At 69.3% G+C, this 22,996-nt stretch carries 24 protein-coding genes; 7 read left to right on the top strand and 17 right to left on the bottom strand.

The window, feature by feature from the left end:
• The first annotated feature begins 121 nt into the window (after positions 1-121).
• A complete protein-coding gene (locus H7I57_RS06370) occupies positions 122-1,354 on the top strand; it encodes an FAD-dependent monooxygenase (protein ID WP_264022525.1) in 1,233 nt (410 codons plus the stop codon).
• 6 nt (positions 1,355-1,360) lie between these two features.
• Here H7I57_RS06370 and H7I57_RS06365 read toward each other — a convergent pair whose 3' ends face one another.
• The 4 genes from H7I57_RS06365 to H7I57_RS06350 all read right to left on the bottom strand — a co-directional run bounded on the left by H7I57_RS06365 (position 1,361) and on the right by H7I57_RS06350 (position 4,204).
• Entirely contained in the window at positions 1,361-1,906 is a 546-nt protein-coding gene (locus tag H7I57_RS06365) for a hypothetical protein (protein WP_264022524.1), read from the bottom strand.
• Positions 1,907-2,404 (bottom strand): transcription antitermination factor NusB, encoded by a 498-nt coding sequence (nusB, locus tag H7I57_RS06360; protein ID WP_264022523.1) that lies wholly within the window; start codon positions 2,402-2,404, stop codon positions 1,907-1,909.
• 129 nt (positions 2,405-2,533) lie between these two features.
• The gene (gene efp / locus H7I57_RS06355) at positions 2,534-3,097 is read right to left on the bottom strand and encodes an elongation factor P (protein ID WP_264022522.1); all 564 of its coding nucleotides are present in this window, start codon (positions 3,095-3,097) and stop codon (positions 2,534-2,536) included.
• A gap of 21 nt (positions 3,098-3,118) precedes the next feature.
• The gene (locus tag H7I57_RS06350; RefSeq protein ID WP_264022520.1) at positions 3,119-4,204 is read right to left on the bottom strand and encodes an aminopeptidase P family protein; all 1,086 of its coding nucleotides are present in this window, start codon (positions 4,202-4,204) and stop codon (positions 3,119-3,121) included.
• 33 nt (positions 4,205-4,237) lie between these two features.
• Between H7I57_RS06350 and H7I57_RS06345 the strand changes: the two genes are divergently transcribed.
• Positions 4,238-4,843 carry a B-4DMT family transporter gene (locus H7I57_RS06345; RefSeq protein WP_264022519.1) on the top strand — a complete coding sequence of 202 codons (606 nt, stop codon included), beginning with the start codon at positions 4,238-4,240 and terminating at the stop codon, positions 4,841-4,843.
• Between the two features lie 5 nt (positions 4,844-4,848).
• Here the strand turns inward: H7I57_RS06345 and aroB are convergent, their stop codons facing one another.
• The 9 genes from aroB to H7I57_RS06300 all read right to left on the bottom strand — a co-directional run bounded on the left by aroB (position 4,849) and on the right by H7I57_RS06300 (position 14,153).
• The gene (gene aroB / locus H7I57_RS06340; protein WP_264022518.1) at positions 4,849-5,940 is read right to left on the bottom strand and encodes a 3-dehydroquinate synthase; all 1,092 of its coding nucleotides are present in this window, start codon (positions 5,938-5,940) and stop codon (positions 4,849-4,851) included.
• Positions 5,933-6,601: a shikimate kinase gene (locus H7I57_RS06335; RefSeq protein ID WP_275080965.1), complete on the bottom strand. Its 669-nt coding sequence runs from the start codon at positions 6,599-6,601 to the stop codon at positions 5,933-5,935. Before H7I57_RS06335 ends, aroB begins: the two co-directional genes overlap by 8 nt.
• Entirely contained in the window at positions 6,601-7,812 is a 1,212-nt protein-coding gene (gene aroC, locus H7I57_RS06330) for a chorismate synthase (protein ID WP_264022528.1), read from the bottom strand. Before aroC ends, H7I57_RS06335 begins: the two co-directional genes overlap by 1 nt.
• 69 nt (positions 7,813-7,881) lie before the next feature.
• Positions 7,882-8,322: a prepilin peptidase gene (locus H7I57_RS06325; protein WP_264022517.1), complete on the bottom strand. Its 441-nt coding sequence runs from the start codon at positions 8,320-8,322 to the stop codon at positions 7,882-7,884.
• Positions 8,323-8,375: 53 nt separating this feature from the next.
• Positions 8,376-9,188 carry a shikimate dehydrogenase gene (locus H7I57_RS06320; protein WP_264022516.1) on the bottom strand — a complete coding sequence of 271 codons (813 nt, stop codon included), beginning with the start codon at positions 9,186-9,188 and terminating at the stop codon, positions 8,376-8,378.
• A gap of 13 nt (positions 9,189-9,201) precedes the next feature.
• A complete protein-coding gene (gene mltG / locus H7I57_RS06315; RefSeq protein ID WP_264022515.1) occupies positions 9,202-10,449 on the bottom strand; it encodes an endolytic transglycosylase MltG in 1,248 nt (415 codons plus the stop codon).
• A complete protein-coding gene (gene ruvX, locus H7I57_RS06310; protein ID WP_264022513.1) occupies positions 10,442-10,978 on the bottom strand; it encodes a Holliday junction resolvase RuvX in 537 nt (178 codons plus the stop codon). The genes mltG and ruvX overlap by 8 nt, the downstream gene beginning before the upstream one ends.
• Positions 10,979-10,981: 3 nt before the next feature.
• A complete protein-coding gene (alaS, locus tag H7I57_RS06305; protein ID WP_264022512.1) occupies positions 10,982-13,675 on the bottom strand; it encodes an alanine--tRNA ligase in 2,694 nt (897 codons plus the stop codon).
• A 76-nt stretch (positions 13,676-13,751) separates the two neighbouring features.
• Positions 13,752-14,153, bottom strand: coding sequence for a secondary thiamine-phosphate synthase enzyme YjbQ (locus tag H7I57_RS06300; protein ID WP_308204318.1), 402 nt, complete (start codon positions 14,151-14,153; stop codon positions 13,752-13,754).
• 98 nt (positions 14,154-14,251) lie between these two features.
• Between H7I57_RS06300 and H7I57_RS06295 the strand changes: the two genes are divergently transcribed.
• A complete protein-coding gene (locus H7I57_RS06295) occupies positions 14,252-14,557 on the top strand; it encodes a GlsB/YeaQ/YmgE family stress response membrane protein (RefSeq protein WP_264022526.1) in 306 nt (101 codons plus the stop codon).
• Positions 14,558-14,636: 79 nt separating this feature from the next.
• Here H7I57_RS06295 and H7I57_RS06290 read toward each other — a convergent pair whose 3' ends face one another.
• The 4 genes from H7I57_RS06290 to H7I57_RS06275 form a co-directional block, all read right to left on the bottom strand.
• Positions 14,637-15,110: an SRPBCC family protein gene (locus H7I57_RS06290; RefSeq protein WP_264022511.1), complete on the bottom strand. Its 474-nt coding sequence runs from the start codon at positions 15,108-15,110 to the stop codon at positions 14,637-14,639.
• Positions 15,107-15,445, bottom strand: coding sequence for an ArsR/SmtB family transcription factor (locus H7I57_RS06285; RefSeq protein ID WP_264022510.1), 339 nt, complete (start codon positions 15,443-15,445; stop codon positions 15,107-15,109). The genes H7I57_RS06290 and H7I57_RS06285 overlap by 4 nt, the downstream gene beginning before the upstream one ends.
• 129 nt (positions 15,446-15,574) lie before the next feature.
• Positions 15,575-16,909 (bottom strand): replication-associated recombination protein A, encoded by a 1,335-nt coding sequence (locus H7I57_RS06280; RefSeq protein WP_264022508.1) that lies wholly within the window; start codon positions 16,907-16,909, stop codon positions 15,575-15,577.
• A gap of 44 nt (positions 16,910-16,953) precedes the next feature.
• Positions 16,954-17,799 (bottom strand): DUF3097 domain-containing protein, encoded by an 846-nt coding sequence (locus tag H7I57_RS06275; RefSeq protein ID WP_264022507.1) that lies wholly within the window; start codon positions 17,797-17,799, stop codon positions 16,954-16,956.
• Positions 17,800-17,911: 112 nt separating this feature from the next.
• Here H7I57_RS06275 and H7I57_RS06270 point away from each other — a divergent pair, with 112 nt between their 5' ends.
• The 4 genes from H7I57_RS06270 (at position 17,912) to H7I57_RS06255 (ending at position 22,904) form a co-directional block, all read left to right on the top strand.
• A complete protein-coding gene (locus H7I57_RS06270; protein WP_264022506.1) occupies positions 17,912-20,458 on the top strand; it encodes a PEP/pyruvate-binding domain-containing protein in 2,547 nt (848 codons plus the stop codon).
• Positions 20,459-20,550: 92 nt separating this feature from the next.
• Positions 20,551-21,414: a formyltetrahydrofolate deformylase gene (purU, locus tag H7I57_RS06265; RefSeq protein WP_264022505.1), complete on the top strand. Its 864-nt coding sequence runs from the start codon at positions 20,551-20,553 to the stop codon at positions 21,412-21,414.
• A 48-nt stretch (positions 21,415-21,462) separates the two neighbouring features.
• On the top strand, positions 21,463-22,035 hold the full coding sequence (locus H7I57_RS06260; RefSeq protein WP_264022504.1) for a hypothetical protein: 573 nt from the start codon (positions 21,463-21,465) through the stop codon (positions 22,033-22,035).
• 128 nt (positions 22,036-22,163) lie between these two features.
• Positions 22,164-22,904, top strand: coding sequence for an SDR family NAD(P)-dependent oxidoreductase (locus tag H7I57_RS06255; RefSeq protein WP_275080963.1), 741 nt, complete (start codon positions 22,164-22,166; stop codon positions 22,902-22,904).
• The last annotated feature ends 92 nt before the right edge of the window (positions 22,905-22,996 follow it).

The following is a 22,996-nucleotide window of genomic DNA, read 5'->3' as shown; positions in this document are numbered from 1 at the left end:
CCACCGCCCCACCACTACCCGGACCACCAATCCGACGACGAGTCAGCCTCATCGAAGGCCGACTCAGCATCGACCTCGTCACCTTCGACGCCGCCTGAAAGCAGGGGCTACATTCCTCACCATGCAGGAGTCGACCAGGGCTGCCGCGCAGCGTATTCCGACCGTGCTGATCAGCGGAGCCGGGATCGCCGGTCCTGCACTGGGGTTCTGGCTGTGCCGCAAGGGTTATCGGGTGATCGTCGTCGAGATCGCGTCCGGTGTTCGCCCGGGAGGACAGACGGTGGACCTGCGCGGCGCCGGAGGTGACGTCGTCGAGAAGATGGGCCTGCTCGACAGGATGCGGGACCACGCCCTGGTACAGCGCGGGGCGGCGTGGGTGAAGTCGGACGGCAGTCGACGCGCCGAGATGCCGGTGACGGCGTTCGACGGCAACGGCCTGGTGTCCAAGCTGGAGATCCTGCGCGGGGACCTCGTCGGCGTGCTCCATGACGCGACACGCCACGATCTGGATTACCGCTTCAATGCCGCAATCGCCGCCTTGGAGCAGGGAACCGACACCGTAGTGGCGACACTGGTCGACGGCGGCACGATCACTGCCGATCTCGTCGTCGGAGCGGACGGCCCACACTCGGCGGTGCGGCGAATGGCGTTCGGCCCCGAAGAGGAGTTCGTCCAACCGATAGGCGGGTACAACGCGTGGTTCTCCGCTCCGGACACGGTCGGATTGGACGGGTGGTTCCTGCTCTACCAGGCACCGGGTGGCCTCAACGCCTCGATGCGTCCCTCGCACGATCCGGCAACAGCGAAGGCGGGGTTGACGTTCCAGTCAGCGCCCCTCGCCTACGACCGTCACGACACCGACCAACAGCGCCGCATCCTCATCGAGCGGTTCGCGGGCGCCGGGTGGCACTGCGACGCGCTGTTGGCAGCCGCGCAGGAGGCCGACGACTTCTACTTCGACTCGTTGACGCAGGTGCGGATGCCGTCGTGGTCGACGGGGCGGGTCACCCTCGTCGGCGATGCGGGCTATAGCGCGTCACCGCTCAGCGGCATGGGTACCAGCCTGGCTCTGGTCGGCGCCTACGTCCTGGCCGGTGAACTGGGCCCGGCGAAAGAGCTTGACGGCGAACGCGTCCCGTCCGCACTGGCAAGGTACGAGAAGATCATGCGACCCTACGTCGACAAGTGTCAGGACCTGCCCAACTCGATCGACCGGTACGCCCCGATGCGCGAATCGGACATCGCGATCGGCGCGTCGGTGATGAAATGGGTACAGCGCTGGCCGCTTCGGCCGTTCGCCGCCAAGCACTGGTTCACCACCGCCGACTCGATCGCCCTGCCCGACTACGGCTGATCGGGCCTACATCGACCGTGACAGCACCCTGCCGAACTGCAGCAGACGCTGCATCTGCGCCAGCCCGCCGTTGTCGACGGACTTCACGAAACGGAAAGACTCACAATAGATGTCGGTCTCGGTGGCCGACTTCTGCCGCGACCGGGTGATCAGCTGGGTGTACATCCGCAACTTCACCTCCGACAGCCGCCGGGCGCCGTCGCCGAGCACCTCGTACTGCGTGCTGAGCACCTGATCGGTGATGGTGGACAACAGGATCGACCGGACCGAGGCCATCAGGACGCGGTAGGGTTCGCCGTCTTCGTGTGGGCTGGACATGTCGTCGTCGGCGCGCCACATGATCAACCGGTGACCGTCGGTGACGAGGACCTCCTGCCAGAGCGCCTCACCCCACGACTCCTCGGTGAAACCCCGCGACATGACGAAGGACTTGATCGCGGCGGGTTCGACGACAGAACGCAGCTGGTCCAGGGCCAGGTCCGGGTCGCGGAGGTACACCCTCGCCGCGTCGGTCACGCTGGAATACGGAGCCCAGTCCTGCGGCGCGCCCATCTATGTTCCGACGCTGCCTTCGGTGCCGCTCATGCCACCCTGCACCGCGGTCGCGGCCGCACGGATCTGCGGGGTCACCAGCATGACCTGTCCGAGCACCCCGTTGACGAATCCCGGGGAATCGTCGGTGGACAGCTCCTTGGCGAGTTCGACGGCCTCGTCGACGGCCACCGGTTCGGGCACGTCCTCGGCGTGCAGCAGTTCCCACACCGCGACCCGGAGGATGGCTCGGTCGACCGCGGGCAGCCGGTCCAGCGTCCAGCCCTGCAGGTGCGCCGAGATCAGGTCGTCGACATGCGCCGACTGCTCGGTCACGCCGCGCGCCACGGTCACCGTGTACGGGTTCAGCGGCGACATGTCGGCCTGATGATGTGCCAACGCGTTCCGCGACTCAGCCACCTCGGCCGGGGTGATCCCCCGGGCCTCGGCCTCGAACAGGAGGTCCACGGCGCGTTTCCGGGCCTGGTGACGGCCCCGGTCGCCTTTCCGGTCACTCATCCCGTCGCTCCGCTGCGCTCCGCTCGCCGGGGTCACTCATCCCGTCGCTCCGCTGCGCTCCGCTCGCCGGGGTCACTCATCCCGTCGCTCCGCTCGCCGGGGGTCACTCCCCGTCGCTCCGCCCGGGTGTCAGGCATTGACCCTTCCCAGGTAGCTGCCGTCGCGGGAATCCACCTTGAGCTTGTCCCCGGTGTTGATGAACAGCGGGACCTGGATCTCCGCGCCGGTCTCCAGTGTCGCGGGCTTGGTGCCCGCGCTGGACCGGTCGCCCTGCAGACCGGGCTCAGTGCTGGCGACCAGGAGTTCGACCGTCACCGGCAACTCGAGGTACAGCGGCACCCCGTCATGGAAGGCGATCTGCACCGGCATGCTCTCCAGCAGGAACCCCGCGGCCCGGCCGACCAGCGACTCGGGCAGCGGATGCTGCTCGTAGTCCTCGCTGTCCATGAACACGAAGTCGGAGCCGTCGCGGTACAGGTAGGTGGCGTCGCGGCGATCCACCGTCGCGGTCTCCACCTTCACCCCGGCGTTGTAGGTCTTGTCGACGACCTTGCCGGAGATCACGTTCTTGAGCTTCGTCCGCACGAAGGCCGGACCCTTGCCCGGCTTGACGTGCTGGAACTCGACGATCTGCCACAACTGGCCGTCGATCTGCAGGACGAGGCCGTTCTTGAAATCTGCGGTCGATGCCACGGTCGGTTGTTCTCCTAGCGTTCAGAGGATCGCCAGTTCCTTGGGGAACCGGGTCAACAAGTCGGGGGTCTTGTCACCGACGACCAGCGTGTCCTCGATGCGGACACCGCCACGGTCGGGCAGGTAGACACCTGGCTCCACGGTCACAGCGGAGCCAGCAAGCAGTGTACCGGCGGCCGCGGCGTTGATTCCCGGCGCTTCGTGGATCTGCAGCCCAACCCCGTGACCGAGGCCGTGGCCGAAGTTGTCGCCGTACCCGGCATCGCTGATGACCTGACGGGACGCGGCGTCGACCTCGCTGAGCGCGACCCCGGGCGCGAGGGCTTCCCGCCCCGCCCGCTGAGCGCTGCTGACCAGGTCGTAGATGTCGCGCTGCCACTCGGCGATCGGTGACAGCACGAACGTGCGCGTCATGTCCGAGTGGTAGCCGCACACCAGAGCGCCGAAGTCGATCTTGACGAAGTCACCGGCGGCCAGGACCGCGTCCGTGGTCCGGTGATGAGGGATGGCCGAGTTCGGCCCCGCCGCCACGATCGTCTCGAACGAGGGTCCGTCGGCACCGTGATCGACCATCAACGCCTCCAACTCGCGCCGAACCTCCTTCTCCGTGCGGCCCGGGCGCAGGCCGCCCCGCTCCACCAGGTCCTTCAGCGCCGCGTCGGCTGCCTCGCAGGCCAATCGCAGCAACGCGACCTCACCGGCGTCCTTGACCTCGCGCAGCCCCTCCACAGTCCCTGCGGCACGGACCAGCTCACACTGCTGATCCGCCGCACGGGTCAGCGCTCCGAATGCGTCGACGGTGACCACGTGGCTCTCGAAACCCAGTTTGCGCACACCGGCGGCAGCCGCGTGGCCCACCAGGTGCGGGCCGCAGGCGCGTTCGATGACGACCTCGGCGTCGGGCGCCTGGAGGGCAGCCTGGGTGCGATAGCGCCCGTCGGTCGCCAGCACCGGCGTTTCGTCCTGGGTCAGAATCAGCAGCGCGGCATTCGAACCGGTGAATCCCGACAGATATCGGACGTTGACCAGGTCCGATACCAGCAAAGCGTCCAGCTCCGCGGCGGCAAGACGCTGGCGCAAACGGTCGCGGCGCTGAGAAATAGTCACAGGCGGTGACGCTACTCGCTAAGGTGATGCCTCATGAGTAAGTGGTTGCTGCGCGGACTGGTGTTCGCCGCCCTGATGGTGATCGTTCGGTTACTGCAGGGGGCGATGATCAACGCGTGGGAAACCAAGGCGGGATTGATCAGCCTCGTCCTGGTCATTGCGTACGCCGTGGTGGCCCTGGTGTGGGGTTATGTCGACGGCCGTTCCGACGCGCGCAACAACCCTGATCCGGACCGTCGCGCCGATCTGGCGATGACGTGGCTGCTGACCGGGCTGTTCGCGGGTGTGGTCAGCGGCGCCGTGGCCTGGTTCATCGGGGTGTTCTACAAGAACCTGTACGTCGAGGGCCTGATCAACGAGTTGACGACGTTCGCCGCGTTCACCGCGCTGCTGGTGTTCGTCAGCGCGATCATCGGTGTCGCGCTCGGCCACTGGCTGGTCGACCGTAAGGCGCCCCCACCGGTGCGCCACCGTGACGGCGACGACGACCGCGCCGACACCGACGTGTTCGCCGCGGTGCGCGACGACCGCGACCACGACTACGGGTCCCAGTCGGGGAACGCCGAGCAGGAACAACGCACCTCACCGGTGGCGCTCGCCGAGGATGACCAGACCAGGCCGGTCGACAAGCGCGACTGACCGGGTTAGTCGCGCGCGACCTCGGCGTAGGCGGCGGCAAGCAGCGCCGGGTCGGGTCCCTCCAGCCGTCCCGGCTTGGCCAAGCCGTCCAGCACCACGAACCGCAGCACGCCGGCGCGGGTCTTCTTGTCGCCGACCATCGCCTCGAGCAGCTGCGGCAGCGCGTCGGCGTCATAGGTGACCGGCAACCCCAGTGAGCTCAGGATCGTGCGGTGCCGTTCGGTGGTGGCGTCGTCGAGCCGCCCGGCGAGGCGCCCCAATTCGGCGGCGAACACCAGGCCGACGGACACCGCGGCGCCGTGGCGCCACTGGTAGCGCTCGCGCCGCTCGATGGCATGCGCCAGAGTGTGCCCGTAGTTGAGGATTTCGCGCAGCGCCGACTCCTTCTCGTCGGCGGCGACGACATCCGCCTTGACGGCCACCGCGCGCCTGATCAGTTCCGGCAGCACCGGTCCGGCGGGATCGAGCGCCCGCTGCGGGTCGGCCTCGATGATGTCGAGGATCACCGGATCGGCGATGAAGCCCGCCTTCACGATCTCCGCCATGCCCGCCACGATCTCGTTGCGGGGCAACGATTGCAGCGTGGCCAGGTCGATCAGTACCGCGGCCGGCTGATGGAAGGCGCCGACGAGGTTCTTGCCCGCGTCGGTGTTGATCCCGGTCTTACCGCCCACCGCGGCGTCGACCATCCCGAGCAGGGTGGTCGGAACGTGGACGATGTCCACTCCGCGCAGCCACGTCGCCGCGGCGAAGCCGGCGACGTCGGTCGCCGCTCCCCCACCCAAGCTGACGATCGCATCCTTGCGCCCGATGCCGATGCGTCCGAGCACCTCCCAGATGAAGCCGAGCACCGGCAGTTCCTTGCCTGCTTCGGCGTCGGGGATCTCGATCCGATGCGCGTCGATTCCCTTGTCCGACAGATGGCTTCGGATCACCTCGGCGGTCTGCGCGAGCGTCGGCTGGTGCAGGATCGCGACCTTGTGCCTGCCGTCGAGAATGCGGCCGAGGTCGCCGAGCAACCCCGTCCCGATGATGACCGGGTAGGGCGGATCAGTACGTACGTCGACGGTGACAGGCTCGGTCGTCTGCTCAGTCACGTGCGTCCTTTCGCGAACAGGAGGACCCGCTGGACTTCCTGGCCGCCACTGCGGCGGGGCTGGGAGGAGCCTCCGTGGAGGGGGGCGCCGTCAGCGACAACGGGGCGCGACGCCACGACGGCCGCCGACGCCGTCGCTCGGACTTGGGGCCGCCGGGGTTCTCGAGGCGGGCGACGATGTAGCGCACAACCGCCGCGGGATTGCGGTGATTGGTGTTCACCCGCAACGTGGCCACTTGCCGATACAACGGAACCCGTTGAGCCATAAGTTCTTTGAACTTCTCACCGCGATCACCACCGGCCAGCAGCGGCCGTACCGCGGAACCGCCGGTGCGGCGGACCCCTTCGGCGGCGCTGATCTCCAGGTAGATCACGGTGTGCCCGGCCAGCGCCTCACGGACGCCTGGGGTGGTCACCGCCCCACCGCCGAGCGACAGCACGCCGTCGTGGGTGGCCAGGGCGTCCCGCACGACACCCTCCTCGACACGACGGAACTCGGCTTCACCGTCGGTGGCGAAGATGTCGGCGATCGTGCGGCCGGTGGCCTTCTCGATCGCGGCGTCGGTGTCGAGCAACGCCAGGCCCAGGGTCTTGGCGAGCCGTCGGCCGATCGTCGACTTCCCGGATCCGGGCAGCCCGATCAGAACCACTTTGGGAGCCATCAGCCCGAGGCCTGCACGGTTCGGGTCGGCTCCCGCTCGGCGATGGCACGCAGGTATGCGTCGAGGTTGGCGCGGGTCTCCGACAGCGAGTCGCCGCCGAACTTCTCCAGCGCGGCGCGCGCCAGCACCAACGCCACCATGGTTTCGACGACGACCCCGGCGGCGGGCACCGCGCACACGTCTGAGCGCTGGTGGATGGCCACCGCTTCCTCTCCGGTGGTCATGTCGACGGTGGCCAGCGCGCGGGGCACGGTGGAGATCGGCTTCATCGCGGCGCGCACCCGCACGGGCAGCCCGTTGGTCATGCCGCCTTCCAGACCGCCGGCGCGGTTGGTGGACCGCATCACCCCGTCGGGGCCGGGATACATCTCGTCATGGGCCACGCTGCCGCGCCGCCGCGCCGTCTCGAAGCCGTCTCCGATCTCGACGCCCTTGATCGCCTGGATCCCCATCACCGCGCCCGCCAACTGGCTGTCGAGTCGGTTGTCGCCGCTGGTGAACGAACCGAGACCGACGGGCAGCCCGTGCGCCACCACCTCGACGACGCCGCCGAGGGTGTCGCCGTCGCGCTTGGCGGCCTCGATCTCGGCGATCATGAGCTCCTCGCTCGCCTGGTCGAAGGCGCGCACCGGGCTGGCGTCGATCGCGGCCAGGTCGGCGGTCTGCGGCGGCGGTCCGTCGTAGGGCTTGGAGTCCCCGATCGAGATGACGTGGGAGACGATCTCGACGCCGAGCGCCTGCTGCAGGAAGGCGCGGGCGACGGTTCCCGCAGCGACCCGGGCGGCCGTCTCCCGGGCACTGGCGCGTTCCAGCACCGGCCGGGCGTCGTCGAAGCCGTACTTGAGCATGCCCGCGTAGTCGGCGTGGCCGGGCCGCGGCCTGGTCAGCGGCGCGTTGCGGGCGGCGCTGTCGGCCAGCGTCGCGGCGTCGACCGGGTCGGGCGCCATCACCGTCTCCCATTTGGGCCACTCGGTGTTGCCGATCTCGATGGCGATCGGGCCGCCGAGGGTGAGGCCGTGACGGAGCCCGGCGAGCACGCTGATCTGGTCCTGCTCGAACTTCATCCGCGCGCCCCGGCCGTAGCCGAGTCGGCGGCGCGCCAACTGCCCCGCGATGTCCTGCGAGGTCACGTGGACGCCGGCAACCATGCCTTCGACCATGGCCACCAGCGCGCGGCCGTGGGATTCACCTGCTGTCGTCCATCGCAACACGGGTGCCATTTTCGCACGTCGGCCCCACAGCCCTGAAACGGCGAGGACCCGCGGCGCCCAATCCAGGGGCTAGAGCACGGCCAGGGCCACCGCAGCGCCGGTGGCCAGACACATCGACGGGCCGTGCGGCAGGCTCCCGCCGGCGCCGCACGCCAGCCGGCACAGCGCCAGCAGGGCGGTCAGAAGCGACGCCCCCAGTGCGGCCAGGATCCACACGTCGGGACCGAACGTCCCGGCAAGTGCCCCCAGCCCGATCGCCAGCTTGACGTCGCCTGCGCCCATCGCGGCGGGGGCGATCAGGTGCACGGCCGCGTAGACGGCGAACAGCACCGCACCCCCGAGTAGCGCCGCGAATCCGTTGCCGGTGATCACCGCGCCCACGAGAATCAGCGCGGCACCGGGCAGGGTCAGCCGGTCCGGCAGCCGACGTTGTCGAATATCGAAGCCGCTCAACGTAATCAGCCACACCACCACACAGACTGCGGCGAGCGTTGCCTCTGCCTCCCCCACCCGTCCAGGTTAGGCGCGCGGTCCGAGGCGCCCTCGCACGAATTCCGGACCGGTCACTCGTCGACACCGAGCGCCGCCCGCATCGCCTCCTTGGGCGCCGGCAACCCGGTGAACTGCTCCACCTGTGTGAAGGCCTGGTTCAGCAGCATCTGCAGACCGCTGATCGCCCGCCCGCCCGCCGCCTCGACGGCGGCGGCGAGCGGAGTCGGCCACGGATCGTAGATCGCGTCGAGCAACACCGGCGCCAACGCCAGCGTCGGCGCGTAGCGGGCCGCCGCGTCGGCAGGCACCGTGTTCACCACGACGTCCACGTCGGCCACCTCGTCGGCCAGCTTCGCATCGTCAAGATCACACCACTGCGCCTGGACGCCGCACCGGGTCGCGATGTCGACCGTGGTTGCCGCCTTCTCAGCGTTCCTGGCCGCCACCGTGATGCGCCGCGCGCCGAGCTCGACGAGGCCGGCGACCACCGCGGGAGCGGTGCCACCCGAGCCCACCACCATCGCGTGGTCGGACACGTTCACGCCCCGCAGGGCGCCCACCACGCCGTCGACGTCGGTGTTGTCGGCGTGCCAGCCCGCGGGCGAACGGACCAGTGTGTTGGCCGACCCGACCAACGTCGCGCGCGCGGTGGCCTCATCGGCGAACCGCAGCGCGGCGAACTTCCCCGGCATCGTCACCGACACCCCCACCCATTCCGGCCCGAATCCGCCCACCATGGAGGGCAACTGCTCTGCGGTGCACTCGATGCGGTCGTAGGTCCACTCGTCCAGCCCGAGCGCGCGGTAGGCCGCGAGGTGCAGCTGCGGGGAGCGCGAATGCGCGATCGGAGAGCCGAGCACGCCCGCACGGCGCGCGGCGCTCACCGGTACCGTCTGCTCATCGCGCAGAGTCGAGGACGCCGTTACGTTGCGCCAGTTCGATGTTGGCGAGATGCTGCTCGTACTCACGGGTGAACAGGGTCGTGCCCTGCAGGTCGATGGTCACGAAGTACAGCCAGTCGCCGGGCTCGGGCTGCTCGGCCGCGGTGAGGGCCGGCGCGCCCGGGCTGCAGATCGGCGTCGCCGGAAGCCCGGGCCGCACATAGGTGTTCCACGGCGTCGCCTGCCCCCGGTCCCCATCGGTGGTTGCGACCTCGATGCGGTCCAACGGGTAGTTCACCGTCGAGTCGAACTCCAGCGTGCGCCGCTCGGCCAGCCGGTTGTAGATCACCTGGGCCACCTTCGAGAAGTCCTGGGGTTTGGCTTCGCGCTGCACGAGCGACGCGACCGTAAGGATCTGATACGGCGACATGTTCAGCGCCGTGGCCGTGTCGAGCAGACCGCTCTGTTCGTATTGCGTCGCGCTCGCGGAGATCAGCGTCGCCAGGATGGCCTGCGGCTCGGCGGACGGGTCGATGTTCCAGGTACCCGGCGCGATCAGGCCCTCCAACCGGCGATGGTCGGATCCGAGCGCGTCGACTGCGCTGGTCGCCCAGGCGGGGACGGACAGTGCCGACGGCGCCGTGCCACCGGCGATGTCGCGAAGCTCGTCCCTCGAGACGCACTGGCGGTCACCGTCGAGGTCCACGCACGACGCCTTGGCGATCAGCGTGAAGATGCCGTCGGTGACGGCGTTGGTCTTGACGTCCCGGACGTCGTCGAGCTGGCGCCCCTCGGGGATCACCAACCTGCCCACCCTGTTGGCCGGATCGATGAGACGGGTGACGGCATTCGCCGCGGGAATCTCGGTGCGCACCTTGTAGAAACCGGGCTGGATGGCAGAGATGGCCGAGTTGCCCGCGGCCGCGTCGACGAAAGCCTTGGTGGTCGCCACGACGTTCTGGTCCTGCAGCGTCTTGCCGATCGCGGTGGTGGAGTCGCCCTCGTGCACCTCGATCACCACGTCGCTGACACCGTCGCCGGCGAAGTCCCCTGCGGACGTGCCGAACATCGAGTGCCACAGCTTGGAGCCGAGGAACACCGCACCGACCACAACCACCACCAGCATCGCCAGCGCCGCCACCGCGGCGACACGGCGCCTGCGCCGGACGCGCGCCTGCTTGATGCGGTCGCGGCGCGTCGACCGGCGCCGAGGCGGGCCCACCGCCAAGGGTTCGGCACGGTCGCTCCGCCAGTCGTCAGCCATCCCCGACCTCTCCGTGTGGGGACAGCGCCGCCCGCCGCTGGTCCAGCCAGTTCTGCAGAATCCCCACCGCCGCAACCTGATCGATCATCGATCGTTGCCCCTTGGAGCTCACGCCGGCCTCCCGCAGCGAACGCTGCGCGGTGACCGTCGTGAACCTCTCGTCGGCCAGCCGCACCGGCACCGGGATGATCCGGTCAGCCAGTGCGTCGGCGAGATCGACGGCGTCGCGCGCCGACGAGGCGGCCCGGTCGGCCAGCGTGCGGGGCAGGCCCACCACCACCTCGACGGCCTGGTGTTCGTCGATCAGGCGCACCAGCCGCCGAAGATGCCTGTCCGAACGACGGTCCCTCGGGACCGTCTCCACCGGCGTGGCGAGGATGCCGTCCGGGTCACTGACGGCCACCCCGATGCGGACGCTGCCGACGTCGATGCCGAGCCGACGGCCGCGCCCCGGGTCGGGTGCCGAGTTCGGGTCTCCGGGCCGGTCCGGCAGACGGTCCTCGCGGGCGGGGTCGTCGGTCTGGGCCACCGGCTAGCTCCGGCCGATCTCTGCGCGTATCGCCGCCAGTGCCGCGTCGATACCCGCCGCCCCCTTGCCGGACCCCTGCGCCAGATCAGCCTTGCCGCCACCGCGGCCGTTCACCGCCGATCCCATCTGCTTGACCAGATCGTCGGCGCGTAGCCCGAGGTCCTGCGCGGCCTGGTTGACCGCCACCACGTACGGCACGGAATCGTTGTCACCCTCTGCGATCAGCGCCACCACCCCCGGGCCGCTGCCGAGCTTGCCGCGGATGTCGCCGACCAGCGTGCGCAGGTCGCCCCCCGACATCCCGCCGGCCATCCGCTGCGCCACGACCCGGACCTTACCGATCTCCTCGGCGCCTGCGGCGGCGTTCGCCGCTGCGGCGCGCGCATTGGCCATCCGCAGCCGGTCGAGTTCCTTCTCGGCCGTGCGCAGCCGCTCCACGAGGTTGGCGACCCGACCCGGCACCTCGTCCGAGGGCACCTTCAGCGACGACGCCAGGCCCGCCATCAATGCGCGTTCCTTGGCCAGGTGCCGGAACGAGTCCAGCCCGACGTAGGCCTCCACCCGCCGGATGCCCGAACCCACCGACGACTCGCCGAGGATGGTGACCGGGCCGATCTGCGCGGAATTGTGGACGTGTGTGCCGCCGCACAGTTCCAGGGAGAACGGTCCGCCGATCTCCACGACCCGCACCTCGTCGGGGTAGGCCTCGCCGAAGAGCGCCATCGCGCCCATCGCCTTGGCCCGTTCCAGGTCTGTGGTGAAGCTGTGCACCTCGAAGTCGGCCTCGACCGCTTCGTTGGTGACCTCTTCGATCTGGGAGCGCTGGGTGTCCGTCAGCGCGCCCTGCCAGTTGAAGTCGAAGCGCAGATAGCCGGGGCGGTTCAACGAGCCCGCCTGAACGGCGTTGGGGCCGAGCACCTGTCGTAACGCGGCGTGCACCATGTGCGTTCCGGAGTGCCCCTGGGTGGCGCCGTGACGCCAGCGCGGATCCACGGCGGCCACCACGGTGTCGCCCTCGACGAACTCGCCCGATTCCACGGTGACGCGATGCGCCCACAGGGTCTTGGCGATCTTCTGGACGTCGGTCACGGCTGCGCGCGCCGTCTCCGATGCGCCGGTTCCGCCGATGCTGCCCTCGTCGGCGATCTGGCCGCCCGATTCGGCGTAGAACGGCGTGCGGTCGAGGATGAGCTCGACGCGCGACTCGGACGTGTGCGGCTCGTGCGTCACTACCGGGACCCGCTTGCCGTCCACGAAGATGCCGAGAATTCGCGCCTCGGTGGACAGTTCGTCGAAGCCGGTGAACTCGGTCGGGCCGGCGTCGACGAGGTCGCGGTAGGCCGACAGGTCGGCGTGTGCCTGCTTGCGCGCGGCCGCGTCCGCCTTGGCTCGCCTGCGCTGTTCTGCCATCAGGCTGCGGAAGCCCTCTTCGTCCACCTTCAGGTCGGCCTCGGCGGCCATTTCCAGCGTGAGTTCGATGGGGAAGCCGTAGGTGTCGTGCAGCGTGAACGCGTCGGTACCCGAGAGCACGTCGGTCCCGGACGCCTTGGTCGCGCGGGCGGCGTCGTCGAACAGCCGCGAGCCCGAGGCCAGCGTGCGGTTGAACGCGGTCTCCTCGGCCACCGCGATGCGCTGCACGCGGTCGAAGTCACTGGCCAGTTCCGGGTACGACGGGCCCATCGCGTCCCGCACAGTGACCATCAGATCGGCCATGATGGGTTGCTCGACGCCCAGCAGCTTGGCGGCGCGGATGATGCGGCGCAACAGGCGGCGCAGCACGTAGCCGCGGCCCTCGTTGCCGGGGCTGACCCCATCCCCGATGATGATCGCCGCGGTCCGGCTGTGGTCGGCGATGATCCGGTAGCGGACGTCGTCGTCGTGATAGCCCTTGCCGTACCCGCGAGGTGCGATTGCCGCGATCACCTCGATGGCCGGGCGCAGCAGGTCGGTCTCGTAGACGTTGTCCACGCCCTGGAGCAGGCAGGCCACCCGCTCGATACCCATACCGGTGTCGATGTTCTTGCGCGGCAGCGGGCCGAGGATCTCGAAGTCGTCCTTGGACGCGCCCTCGCCGCGCTCGTTCTGCATGAACACGAGATTCCAGATCTCGATGTAGCGGTCCTCGTTGGCCTCCGGGCCGCCTTCGACGCCGTACTCGGCCCCTCGGTCGTAGTAGATCTCCGAGGACGGACCGCACGGCCCGGGGATGCCCATCGACCAGTAGTTGTCAGCCATCCCGCGCCGCTGGATCCGCTCCGGCGGCAGCCCGGCGATGTCCTGCCAGAGTTGCGCGGCCTCGTCGTCGTCCAGATACACCGTGGCCCAGAGCCGTTCGGGATCGAAGCCGTAGCCGCCCTGACCTACCGGGTTGGTCAGCAGCGTCCAGGCCAACTCGATGGCGCCTGCCTTGAAGTAGTCACCGAACGAGAAGTTGCCGGCCATCTGGAAGAACGTGTTGTGCCGGGTGGTGATGCCGACCTCGTCGATGTCGGGGGTCCGGATGCACTTCTGGATGCTGGTCGCACGGTCCCACGGCGGGGTGCGCTGGCCGAGGAAGAACGGGACGAACTGCACCATGCCGGCGTTGACGAACAGCAGGTTGGGGTCGTTGAGGATCACCGAGGCGCTGGGCACCTCGGCGTGTCCCGCGTTCACGAAATGATCAAGGAACCGCTTCCTGATCTCGTGTGTCTGCACGTTCGTATCTTTCTTGTGGTCGCTGTGGTCGTCGGCGGATGTGTGTCCGACCGATCCACAGTACCGGTCGGGATCCTCAGCCCTCCAGGAAGCTCAACCGCACCGAGCGACGGGAGTTGTCCCTGTTCAGGTCCACCAGCACGATGCTCTGCCAGGTGCCCAGCAGGGGCTCACCTTCGGCGACCGGCACCGTCACCGACGGTGAGACGAGCCCGGGCAACACGTGGTCGGCGCCGTGGCCGGGTGATCCGTGTGCGTGCCGGTAGCGGTCGTCGCGAGGCAGGAGCCGTTCCAGCGTGTCGACGAGGTCGTCGTCGGAACCGGCGCCGGTCTCGATGATCGCGACGCCTGCCGTCGCGTGCGGAATGAAAACATTGCAGAGTCCATCACCGCGGCTGCGGCAGAACGCCCGCACCTCGTCGGTGAGGTCGACGATGACGCGCCGGGAGGTGTCGACGTGGAGCACTTCGGTGTTCACCCGTTTCAGCCTACGAGCCCACCTTTTGATTGACGCGTGCGTTTATTGCGTCGCCGGTGAGGGTACTTCTGCCGCTACCACACACCATGGAGGCCAACATGACCGTCACCGGCATCATCACCGCAATTCTCATCGGCGCCTTGATCGGCGCACTCGCTCGGCTGGTACTCCCCGGCAAGCAGAAGATCGGCATTTTGGTGACGATCGGCGTCGGCATCGTGTCCGCGCTGTTGGGGACCTTCCTGGCCAACGCGATCGGCATCCCCACCGCCACCAGCGGTATCGACTGGCTCGAACTGCTCGTGCAGGTCGTCGTCGCCGTCATCGGTGTGGCCCTGGTGTCGTCGCTCATGGGCCGTCGCCACACCGGTGCGACGGGTCGCCGCTCGGGCATGATGCGGTAGTCGCACCCGAACACCCCCGCGTGATCCCGGCTGGAGCCCCGACCAGCCGGGATCACTTGGTCTTGGGGCTTGGGGTGGGTCAGAGGGCCGCGAGCAGCGCGTCGAGCTTCCCATACCCCTCGGTCATGCCGCCCTCCATACCCGAGGACAGCAGCGCGTCACAGGCCTCGGTGTTGGGGCAGATCGAGCGTCCTCGCAGCCGGGAACGCCCGCCGCCGGCGTCCTCGAACCACATGTACTCGATGTTGACCATGTCCGCGGCGCCCTCGAACTCCCAGGTCTGCAAAATGAACTCGTTCTCCCGCACCGTGTGAAACGTCCCGTTGAACCCGAACGTGCCGTCGTCGTTCGCGTGCGTGTAGCGGTACCCGCCGTGGCTCTTGAACTCCCACTCGGTGATCTGCATCTCGAGACCGTGCGGGCCCAGCCACTGCTTGACGAGTTCGGGGTCGGCGTGGGCACGGAAGAGCGCGTCCACGGGTGCGTCGAACTCGCGGGTGAACTCCATGGCCAGGGTGTCCACCGGTGCCACCAGGTCGAGTGCGTTGGTCATTCTGTCTTTCCCTTCTTCTCGGTTTTCTGCGTCTTCTCGGTTTTCTGCGTCATCGCCGCCAACAGCACGTCCAGTTGGCGGTAGTTGCGTTCGGCGTCCAGGCGGTAGCGATCGATCCACGACGTCAGCTGCTCCAGGGCGGTCGCCGCGAGGTGCACCGGCCGACGCTGGGCTTCGCGGGTGCGGGTGACCAGACCTGCCTGTTCGAGAACCTGAATGTGCTTGGACACCGCCTGTTTGGTGATGGCGAACGGAGCGGCCAGCTCGTTGACCGTTGCCGGGCCCCGCGACAGACGGGCGACCATCGCGCGGCGGACGGGATCGGCGAGTGCCATGAACGCACGGTCCAGCTGAGCCTCAGCATCGTCATCGGAGCCCAATAATCAACTTCCCACTTGATCAATTAATTGGTTGATTACGACGTTAGGAGCTGGATACGGGGGTGTCAAGGGGGTGTTCTGAGCTCAGCGCCTACGACGAATGATGGCGCGCAGCTTCTCGACTCGGGTCGAGATCTCCCGCTCCACACCTCTGCCGGTGGGCCGGTAGTAGTCCACGCCAACCAACTCGTCGGGCGGATATTGTTGTGCCACAACCCCATCGGGGTCGTCGTGCGAGTACTTGTAGCCGATGGCGTTGCCCAGCTTCGAGGCCCCCGAGTAATGCCCGTCGCGGAGGTGGGCGGGAACCAGCCCGGCTTTGCCCGCGCGGATGTCGCCCATCGCGGCGCCCAGTGCGGTGGTGACGGCGTTCGACTTGGGCGCGGTCGCCAGATGGACGGTGGCGTGCGCCAACGTCAGCTGCGCTTCCGGCATGCCGATCAACTGCACGGTCTGCGCCGCCGCGACGGCGGTCTGCAACGCGGTCGGGTCGGCCATCCCGATGTCCTCGCTGGCGAGGATCATCAAGCGCCGCGCCACGAATCGCGGGTCCTCCCCCGCCACAAGCATGCGGGCCAGGTAGTGCAGCGCGGCATCGACGTCGGATCCGCGGATCGACTTGATGAACGCGCTGACGACGTCGTAGTGCTGATCGCCGTCGCGGTCGTACCGCACGGCCGCCTTGTCCAGTGACTGCTCGATGACCTCGACGGTCACGACGTCACCCGTCTCGGCCGCCACCTCCAGCGCGGTCAGCGCCCTGCGCGCATCGCCGGCGGACAACTGCACCAGCAGGTCGATCGCCTCGTCGGTGACCTGCACCCGGCCGCCCAGTCCGCGGTCATCGTCGATGGCGCGGCGGATCACGGTGGCGGTGTCCGGGGCGGTCAGCGGCTGCAACTGCAGGATCAGTGAGCGGCTCAGCAGCGGAGCGACGACGGAGAACGACGGGTTCTCGGTGGTGGCGGCCACCAGCAGCACCACCCGGTTCTCCACCGCGGCCAGCAGCGCGTCCTGCTGGGTCTTCGAGAACCGGTGCACCTCGTCGATGAACAGCACGGTCTGGCCGCCCCGGATTGACGCTTCCCTTGCCTTCTCGATGACCGCGCGGACCTCCTTGACCCCCGCCGACAGCGCCGAGAGGGCTTCGAACCGCCGGCCCGTGGCGTGGGAGATCAGCGAGGCCAGCGTCGTCTTCCCGGTGCCCGGTGGGCCGTACAGGATGACCGAGGCGGCACCGGACCCCTCGGCGAGGCGGCGCAGCGGCGAGTTCGGCTTGAGCAGGTGCTGCTGACCGACGACCTCATCGAGGGAAGCCGGCCGCATCCGCACCGCCAGCGGCGCAGAGGCCCCGACGGGCCCGCCGGCGGCCTCCCGCGCGGCGTCGTCGCCGGGCACGTCGAACAGGCTGTCGGACACGCTCTCTGCTTACCACCCTCCCTCATGACACGACGGCGGAGCCGTCAAGAGTGCCGGGGCGGCGTGACGAAGTCGATCAGCTCCTCGACCCGGCCGATCAGTGCCGGCTCGAGGTCGTTCCAGTCACGAACCCGTCCCCGGATCTTGCGCCACGCGGCGGCGATATCGGCCTGGTCGCGATGTCGCCAGCCCAGCGCCGCGCACACGCCGTGCTTCCAGTCCTGTCCCTTCGGGACGGTGGGCCACGACGCCACCCCGATCCGGTCCGGCTTGACCGCCTGCCAGATGTCGATGAAGGGATGCCCGACGACGAGCGTGTGCTCACCGCCGGGTCCCCGCCGGACGGCTTCGGCGATGCGGGCCTCCTTGGACCCGGCCACCAGGTGGTCGACGAGCACCCCCAGCCGTCGACCCGGTCCCGGCCGGAAGTCGGCGACGATGGCGGCCAGGTCGTCGACGCCGCCCAGGTACTCGACCACCACCCCTTCGATCCGCAGGTCCTCGCCCCACACCTGCTCGACCAGCTCGGCGTCGTGGCGGCCCTCGACGTATATCCGGCTGGCCAGCGCGGTTCTCGCCCGCGCCCCGGACACCGCGACCGAACCCGACGCGGTCTTCGTCGGCGCCTTCGACACCGCCTTGACGGGCGCGGTGAGGATGACCGGCTTCCCGTCGATCAGGTAGCCCGGCCCGACGGGGAACGGTTTGCGGCGGCCGTTGCGGTCCTCGAGCTCCATCCGGCCGTACTCGACACGCACCACCGCGCCGACGAATCCCGTCTGGGCGTCCTCGACGACCAGCCCCATCTCCACCGGCTGTTCGGTGGATCGGGGCCGGCGGGCACGGTGCGGGTTGTCGGCCAGGATGTCGGAACCGTAGCGATCGGGCACCGGGTGATCGTAGGGAGCGGCGGGGCCGCCACCGCCCAACCTGACCCGTGTGTTGCCGAATCAGGACTTCCGCCCCTGTTCACGTGCGCCGAGAGATCCTACGGTCGCCACCATGGGCGAAGCGATGATCTGCCGACTGACGGACGCCGGCGCCGCCGACCCAGGCCGCACCGGCGGCAAGGGCGCCAACCTCGCCGTGCTGGTGCAGGCGGGACTACCCGTGCCGCCGGGCTTCGTGGTGACGACGGCCGCGTATCGGCAGTTCGTCCGTGAACACGCGCTCGAGCCACTGATCCGCCAGGAGATGGCGGACCTCGGCGCAGATCCCGACGCCGTCGACGCCGCCTCCGTCCGCCTGCGCAACGCCTTCGAGTCGGTGCCGATGTCCGCGGCGGTGACGGAGCAGATCGCGGCCGCCTACATCGAACTGGGCGAGGGACCGAAGGCCGTACGGTCCTCGGCGACCGCCGAGGACCTGCCCGAGGCCAGCTTCGCCGGGCAGCAGGACACCGTGCTGAACGTCGTCGGCGCTGCGGCCCTGTGCGACGCCGTGCGGCAGTGCTGGTCGTCGCTGTGGACCGCGCGCGCCATCGCCTACCGGCGCGACCAGGACATCGGGCACGACGACATCTCCGTTGCCGTGGTCGTGCAGCCCATGGTGGCAGCCGACGTGGCCGGGGTGATGTTCACCGCCGACCCGTTGTCCGGCCGGCGCGACCACACCGTGATCGAGGCCGCGCCGGGCCTCGGGGAAGCGGTGGTCAGCGGCGGCACCACCCCCGCCCGCTGGACCGTCGAGGCAGCCACCCGTGCGGTCCTCGACCGCACCGGGCGCGACCTGCTGACCGCCGCCCAGCTCGACACCCTGGTCGGCCTGGGAACCCGCGCCGCCCGCGTCTTCGACGCGCCGCAGGATGTCGAATGGGCGATTCACGAGGGCCGCTGCTGGCTGCTGCAGTCAAGGCCGATCACGTCGCTGTTCCCGGTGCCCCCGGCCGCCCGACCCGGCCTGCGGGTCTACCTGCCGGTCATGCTGCTCGCCCAGGGCATCGCCGAACCCATGACGCCGGCGGGCAACACGTTCTTCCGCGCGATGGTCACCGGCTGGTTCCGGTTCTGGCTCTCCGGGCAGCCGCCCCGCGAGGTCGACGCCTCTCCCGACTGGCTGCCCGTCGTGGCGCATCGCATCTTCCTGGACGCCACCGCGGTGCTTCAGCGGCCCCGGCTCGCGGCGCGGTTGGTGGCCAACTTCCGCCTGAAGGATCCGACAGGAAGTGCCGCACTGCGCAACTGGTTGGCGCAGAACAGCACCCGCTTACCCAAGCCGGACGGGCAGGCCCTGCCCCGCGGGCTCGTCGCCTGGATCCCGGGCCTGCTCACGGGGCTCGTGGCGTCCGTCGCCGCCCCCGCCCGCGCGCGCCGACGCCTGGTCGCCCGCGCCGACGAGGAGCTGGCCCGGCTCGAGGCACAGGCGTCGGGCCTGACGTCGCCGGACGAGCAGCTGAACTTCGTCGAACGCGTGCTGCCGGCCGCGACATGCGCGATGCTGCTGGACCAGTTGGCCGCCGCGTACGGCGAGTGGCTGCTCAGATCCGTCATCGAGCGGCTGGCGCGGCGCTGGCTGGGGTCGTCGCAGGGATTCGACCCGGTGCTGCGATGGCTGCCCCACGATCCGACCATCGCGATGGGTGCGGCACTCGCCCGGCTCGCCCGCGACCACGCCTCCGCAGGCACCGAGCCGACCGCGAGCAGCGCGGGTGTGGCGGACTTCCTGCACACCTTCGGGCACCGCGCGCCGGACCGGGAGGTCGACCTCGGCCTGCCCCGACTCGTCGACGATCCGACGTACGTGGTGGAGCTCATCGACGGCTACCTGCACTCTGGTGCGCTGACCAGCTTCGAGGCAGGCGCCGAACAGGCCCGCACGGCAGCGGCGGCCCTGGTCACGGATGTCCGCCGGACCCGGGGGCCGCTGCGGGCGGCGGTGTTGGCGAACCTGCTCAGCCGCCACCGTGAACTCGGCGGGCTGCGCGAACGACCCAAGTTCGACATGGTCCGTGCGATGGCCCTGGGCCGCCGGACCCTGAAACGTTGTGCCGCAACGCTGGTCGACCGCGGCTTGCTCGACGCCGTCGACGATGTGTTCTTCATCGACGGGGACGACGTGCACGCCACGCTGGCCGGGCGGCGTCGCGACCTGCGCGCCTGCGCGCACGCCAACCGTCGCACGTTCCGCCGCGAGCTGAGCCGGCGCCTGGTCCCGCGGGTGCTCACCAGCGACGGCGAGGTCGTCTACGGCTCGCCCGTGCCCACCGAATCGGGAAACGTACTGGTCGGCACACCGCTCTCGCCGGGGATGCACGAGGGTGTCGTCCGGATTCTGGACTCCCCGGTCGGAGCGAAGCTGCAACCCGGGGAGATTCTCGTCGCGGCCAGCACCGACCCCGGCTGGACACCGCTGTTCCTGATCGCCGGCGCCTTGGTGATGGAGGTCGGCGGGGTGGTGTCCCACGGCGCCCTGGTGGCCCGCGAATACGGCATCCCAGCACTGGCAGGCATCGCGGACGCGATGACCCGCCTGCAGACCGGACAGCGGGTGCGGGTCGACGGCACCGCAGGCACCATCACGCTGCTCGATTCGCAGGCCGCTGTCGCTTGAGAGGCGCGGCGCGCGACGGTGGCGCGGCGCGATGACCTGGTACAGGGTGTAGTCGTGGCGCAGAGAAACTCCAGCGCCCGGAGGTGATGGCGATGACGGCCAACGACGATGTCGGCAGGCTGCTGCTGCGGTGCGCTGATCGACCAGGACTGGTGGCGGCCGTCAGCGATTTCCTCGCCAAGGCCGGCGCCAACATCGTTTCCCTGGACCAGCATTCGACCGAGCAGTCCGGCGGAACCTTCGTGCAGCGCACGATCTTCCACCTTCCTGGCCTGAGGGCCGCCCGTCACGATCTGGAGCGTGACTTCGCTGCGCGGGTGGCCACGCGGTTCGGCATGGATTTCGCCCTCACCGAGGCATCTCGGCCGAAACGGTTGGCGATCATGGTCTCGAGGGAGGACCACTGTCTGCTGGACCTGTTGTGGCGCAACCGCCGCGGTGAACTCGACATGTCGGTCGCGATGGTCATCTCCAACCATCCCGACCTCGCCGACCAGACCCGCTCCTTCGGCGTTCCGTTCGTGCACGTGCCCGCCACCGAGGACATTCGGGCACAGGCAGAGCAACGGCAGCTCGAGCTGTTGCGGGACAACGTCGACCTGGTGGTGCTGGCCCGCTACATGCAGATCCTCACCCCACAATTCCTGGCGGGGGTCGGTTGCCCGTTGATCAACATCCATCACTCGTTCCTGCCGGCGTTCATCGGCGCGGCGCCCTATCGGCGGGCCAAGGAGCGGGGCGTCAAACTCGTCGGTGCGACCGCCCACTACGTGACGGAAACCCTCGACGACGGACCCATCATCGAGCAGGACGTGGTGCGGGTGAATCACCGCCACGGCGTCGGTGATCTGATCCGGCTGGGAGCCGACGTCGAGCGCGCCGTGCTCTCCCGCGCGGTCCTGTGGCATTGCGAGGACCGCATCATCCGGCACGGAAACCAGACGATCGTCTTCTGAGGAGTTCGATGGTGCAGACCCGCCGGCCGGCGCCTAACATCTGAGCGCGTGTTGCTCGATCGGGCCACCGCGGAGGGAATCGCCGACGGCGCCGTCACACTGGTGCTGCGACGGTGGGACGCACCGCGCGCCAAACCCGGCGGAACCCAACGCACCCCCGCCGGGACGATCCGTGTCGACGAGATCAGCGAGCACCCCGGTCGCTACCGCGTGACCGGCGCGCAGGCCCGCGCCGCGGGCTATCCGGACGCCAAAACCGCGCAGACCGAGCTGGACCGCCGCCAGGCGGCGCACACGTACGTGATCACGGTGTCCTACCTGGGGCCCGACGAGCGTCCGGGGTTGGCCGCCGACGACACGCTTGACGCCGCCGACATCGCGCATATCACCGAAAGGCTCGATCGCTGGGACGCCGCGACCGAGCCGTGGACGCGGCCCTATCTGCACCTGATCGGCGCCAACGAGGGTGTCCGGGCACCCGACCTCGCGGCACGGGTGGCCATGGACGTGCCGCGGTTCAAGCGGCGGATCCGCCAGCTCAAGGGCCTCGGGCTGACGACCAGCCTCGAGGTCGGGTACCGGCTGTCCCCACGCGGGCGGGCGTTCCTACGGCTGAGCTGATCCTCCTCCACACCCGCCGGAATTGCGTTCCAGCAGGGCCGCACTCGGAGTTTCGCTGCTGGAATGCAATTCCGGCCGAGGCGGCTGGGTGATGATGGACCGGTGACGGATCTGGCGGCCTACGGGCCATGGGCGGTGATCGCGGGCGGCTCCGAGGGGGTCGCCCGGCGTTTCGCCGACGAGGGGCCCGCGTGGTGGTCGCCGAGCGCGACGAGGCCGCGGGCCGCGCGGCGGCCGACCGGATCGGCGGTCTTTTCGTCGCGACCGACGTCACCGACCGAACCCAGGTCGAGGCCGCGGTCGCCGCCGCTGTCTCGGAGTTCGGTTCGGTCGACATCCTGGTCAACAACGCCTGGGGTGGCGGCGGCATCGGCCGCGTAGAACGCAAGACCGACGAGCAGATCGCGGGCGGCATCGCCGTCGGCTACTACGGACCGTTCTGGGCGATGTGCGCGGCGCACCCGCACATGAAGGCCCGCGGCTGGGGGCGGGTGATCAACCTGTGCAGTCTCAACGGGGTCAACGCGCACATGGGCTCGCTGGAGTACAACGCCGCCAAGGAGGCGCTTCGCGCGTTGACCCGCACCGCGGCTCGGGAGTGGGCGCCCACGGGCGTGACGGTCAATGCGCTGTGCCCGGCGGCCAAGAGCCAGGCCTTCTTCCGCGCGCTCGGCGACTATCCCGAACTGGAGGCGATGGCCGACGCGGCCAACCCGATGGGCCGAATGGGCGACCCCTACGACGACATCGCCCCGGTGGCGGTGTTCCTGGCGAGCGAGGCGTCGCGATACCTGACCGGGAACACGCTGTTCGCCGACGGCGGCAGCCACATCAACGGGGTGGCGTGGGCCCCGGATCTGGACACCTAGGAGCGTGGGTCAGTAACGCTTCGAGGGGGTCGGGGCGTCGAATGTGCACATAGATCGCGTTCGAGGTGATTTGCGTGATCTGTGTGCACGCT

It is taken from the genome of Mycolicibacterium pyrenivorans (assembly GCF_025821625.1).
Classification (GTDB): domain Bacteria; phylum Actinomycetota; class Actinomycetes; order Mycobacteriales; family Mycobacteriaceae; genus Mycobacterium; species Mycobacterium pyrenivorans.
The sequence above is the reverse complement of the archived record's forward strand: the minus strand, read 5'-3'. Positions and strand labels throughout refer to the sequence as shown.

What these genes read in the sequence shown, in the direction of transcription:
- H7I57_RS06370 (WP_264022525.1), top strand. Translation starts at nt 122, where the DNA reads ATGCAGGAGTCGACCAGGGCTGCCGCGCAGCGTATTCCGACCGTGCTG.
- H7I57_RS06365 (WP_264022524.1), bottom strand. Translation starts at nt 1,906, where the DNA reads ATGGGCGCGCCGCAGGACTGGGCTCCGTATTCCAGCGTGACCGACGCG.
- nusB (WP_264022523.1), bottom strand. Translation starts at nt 2,404, where the DNA reads ATGAGTGACCGGAAAGGCGACCGGGGCCGTCACCAGGCCCGGAAACGC.
- H7I57_RS06345 (WP_264022519.1), top strand. Translation starts at nt 4,238, where the DNA reads ATGAGTAAGTGGTTGCTGCGCGGACTGGTGTTCGCCGCCCTGATGGTG.
- H7I57_RS06335 (WP_275080965.1), bottom strand. Translation starts at nt 6,601, where the DNA reads ATGGCTCCCAAAGTGGTTCTGATCGGGCTGCCCGGATCCGGGAAGTCG.
- mltG (WP_264022515.1), bottom strand. Translation starts at nt 10,449, where the DNA reads ATGGCTGACGACTGGCGGAGCGACCGTGCCGAACCCTTGGCGGTGGGC.
- H7I57_RS06295 (WP_264022526.1), top strand. Translation starts at nt 14,252, where the DNA reads ATGACCGTCACCGGCATCATCACCGCAATTCTCATCGGCGCCTTGATC.
- H7I57_RS06290 (WP_264022511.1), bottom strand. Translation starts at nt 15,110, where the DNA reads ATGACCAACGCACTCGACCTGGTGGCACCGGTGGACACCCTGGCCATG.
- H7I57_RS06285 (WP_264022510.1), bottom strand. Translation starts at nt 15,445, where the DNA reads ATGGCACTCGCCGATCCCGTCCGCCGCGCGATGGTCGCCCGTCTGTCG.
- H7I57_RS06270 (WP_264022506.1), top strand. Translation starts at nt 17,912, where the DNA reads ATGGGCGAAGCGATGATCTGCCGACTGACGGACGCCGGCGCCGCCGAC.
- purU (WP_264022505.1), top strand. Translation starts at nt 20,551, where the DNA reads ATGACGGCCAACGACGATGTCGGCAGGCTGCTGCTGCGGTGCGCTGAT.
- H7I57_RS06255 (WP_275080963.1), top strand. Translation starts at nt 22,164, where the DNA reads ATGGGCGGTGATCGCGGGCGGCTCCGAGGGGGTCGCCCGGCGTTTCGC.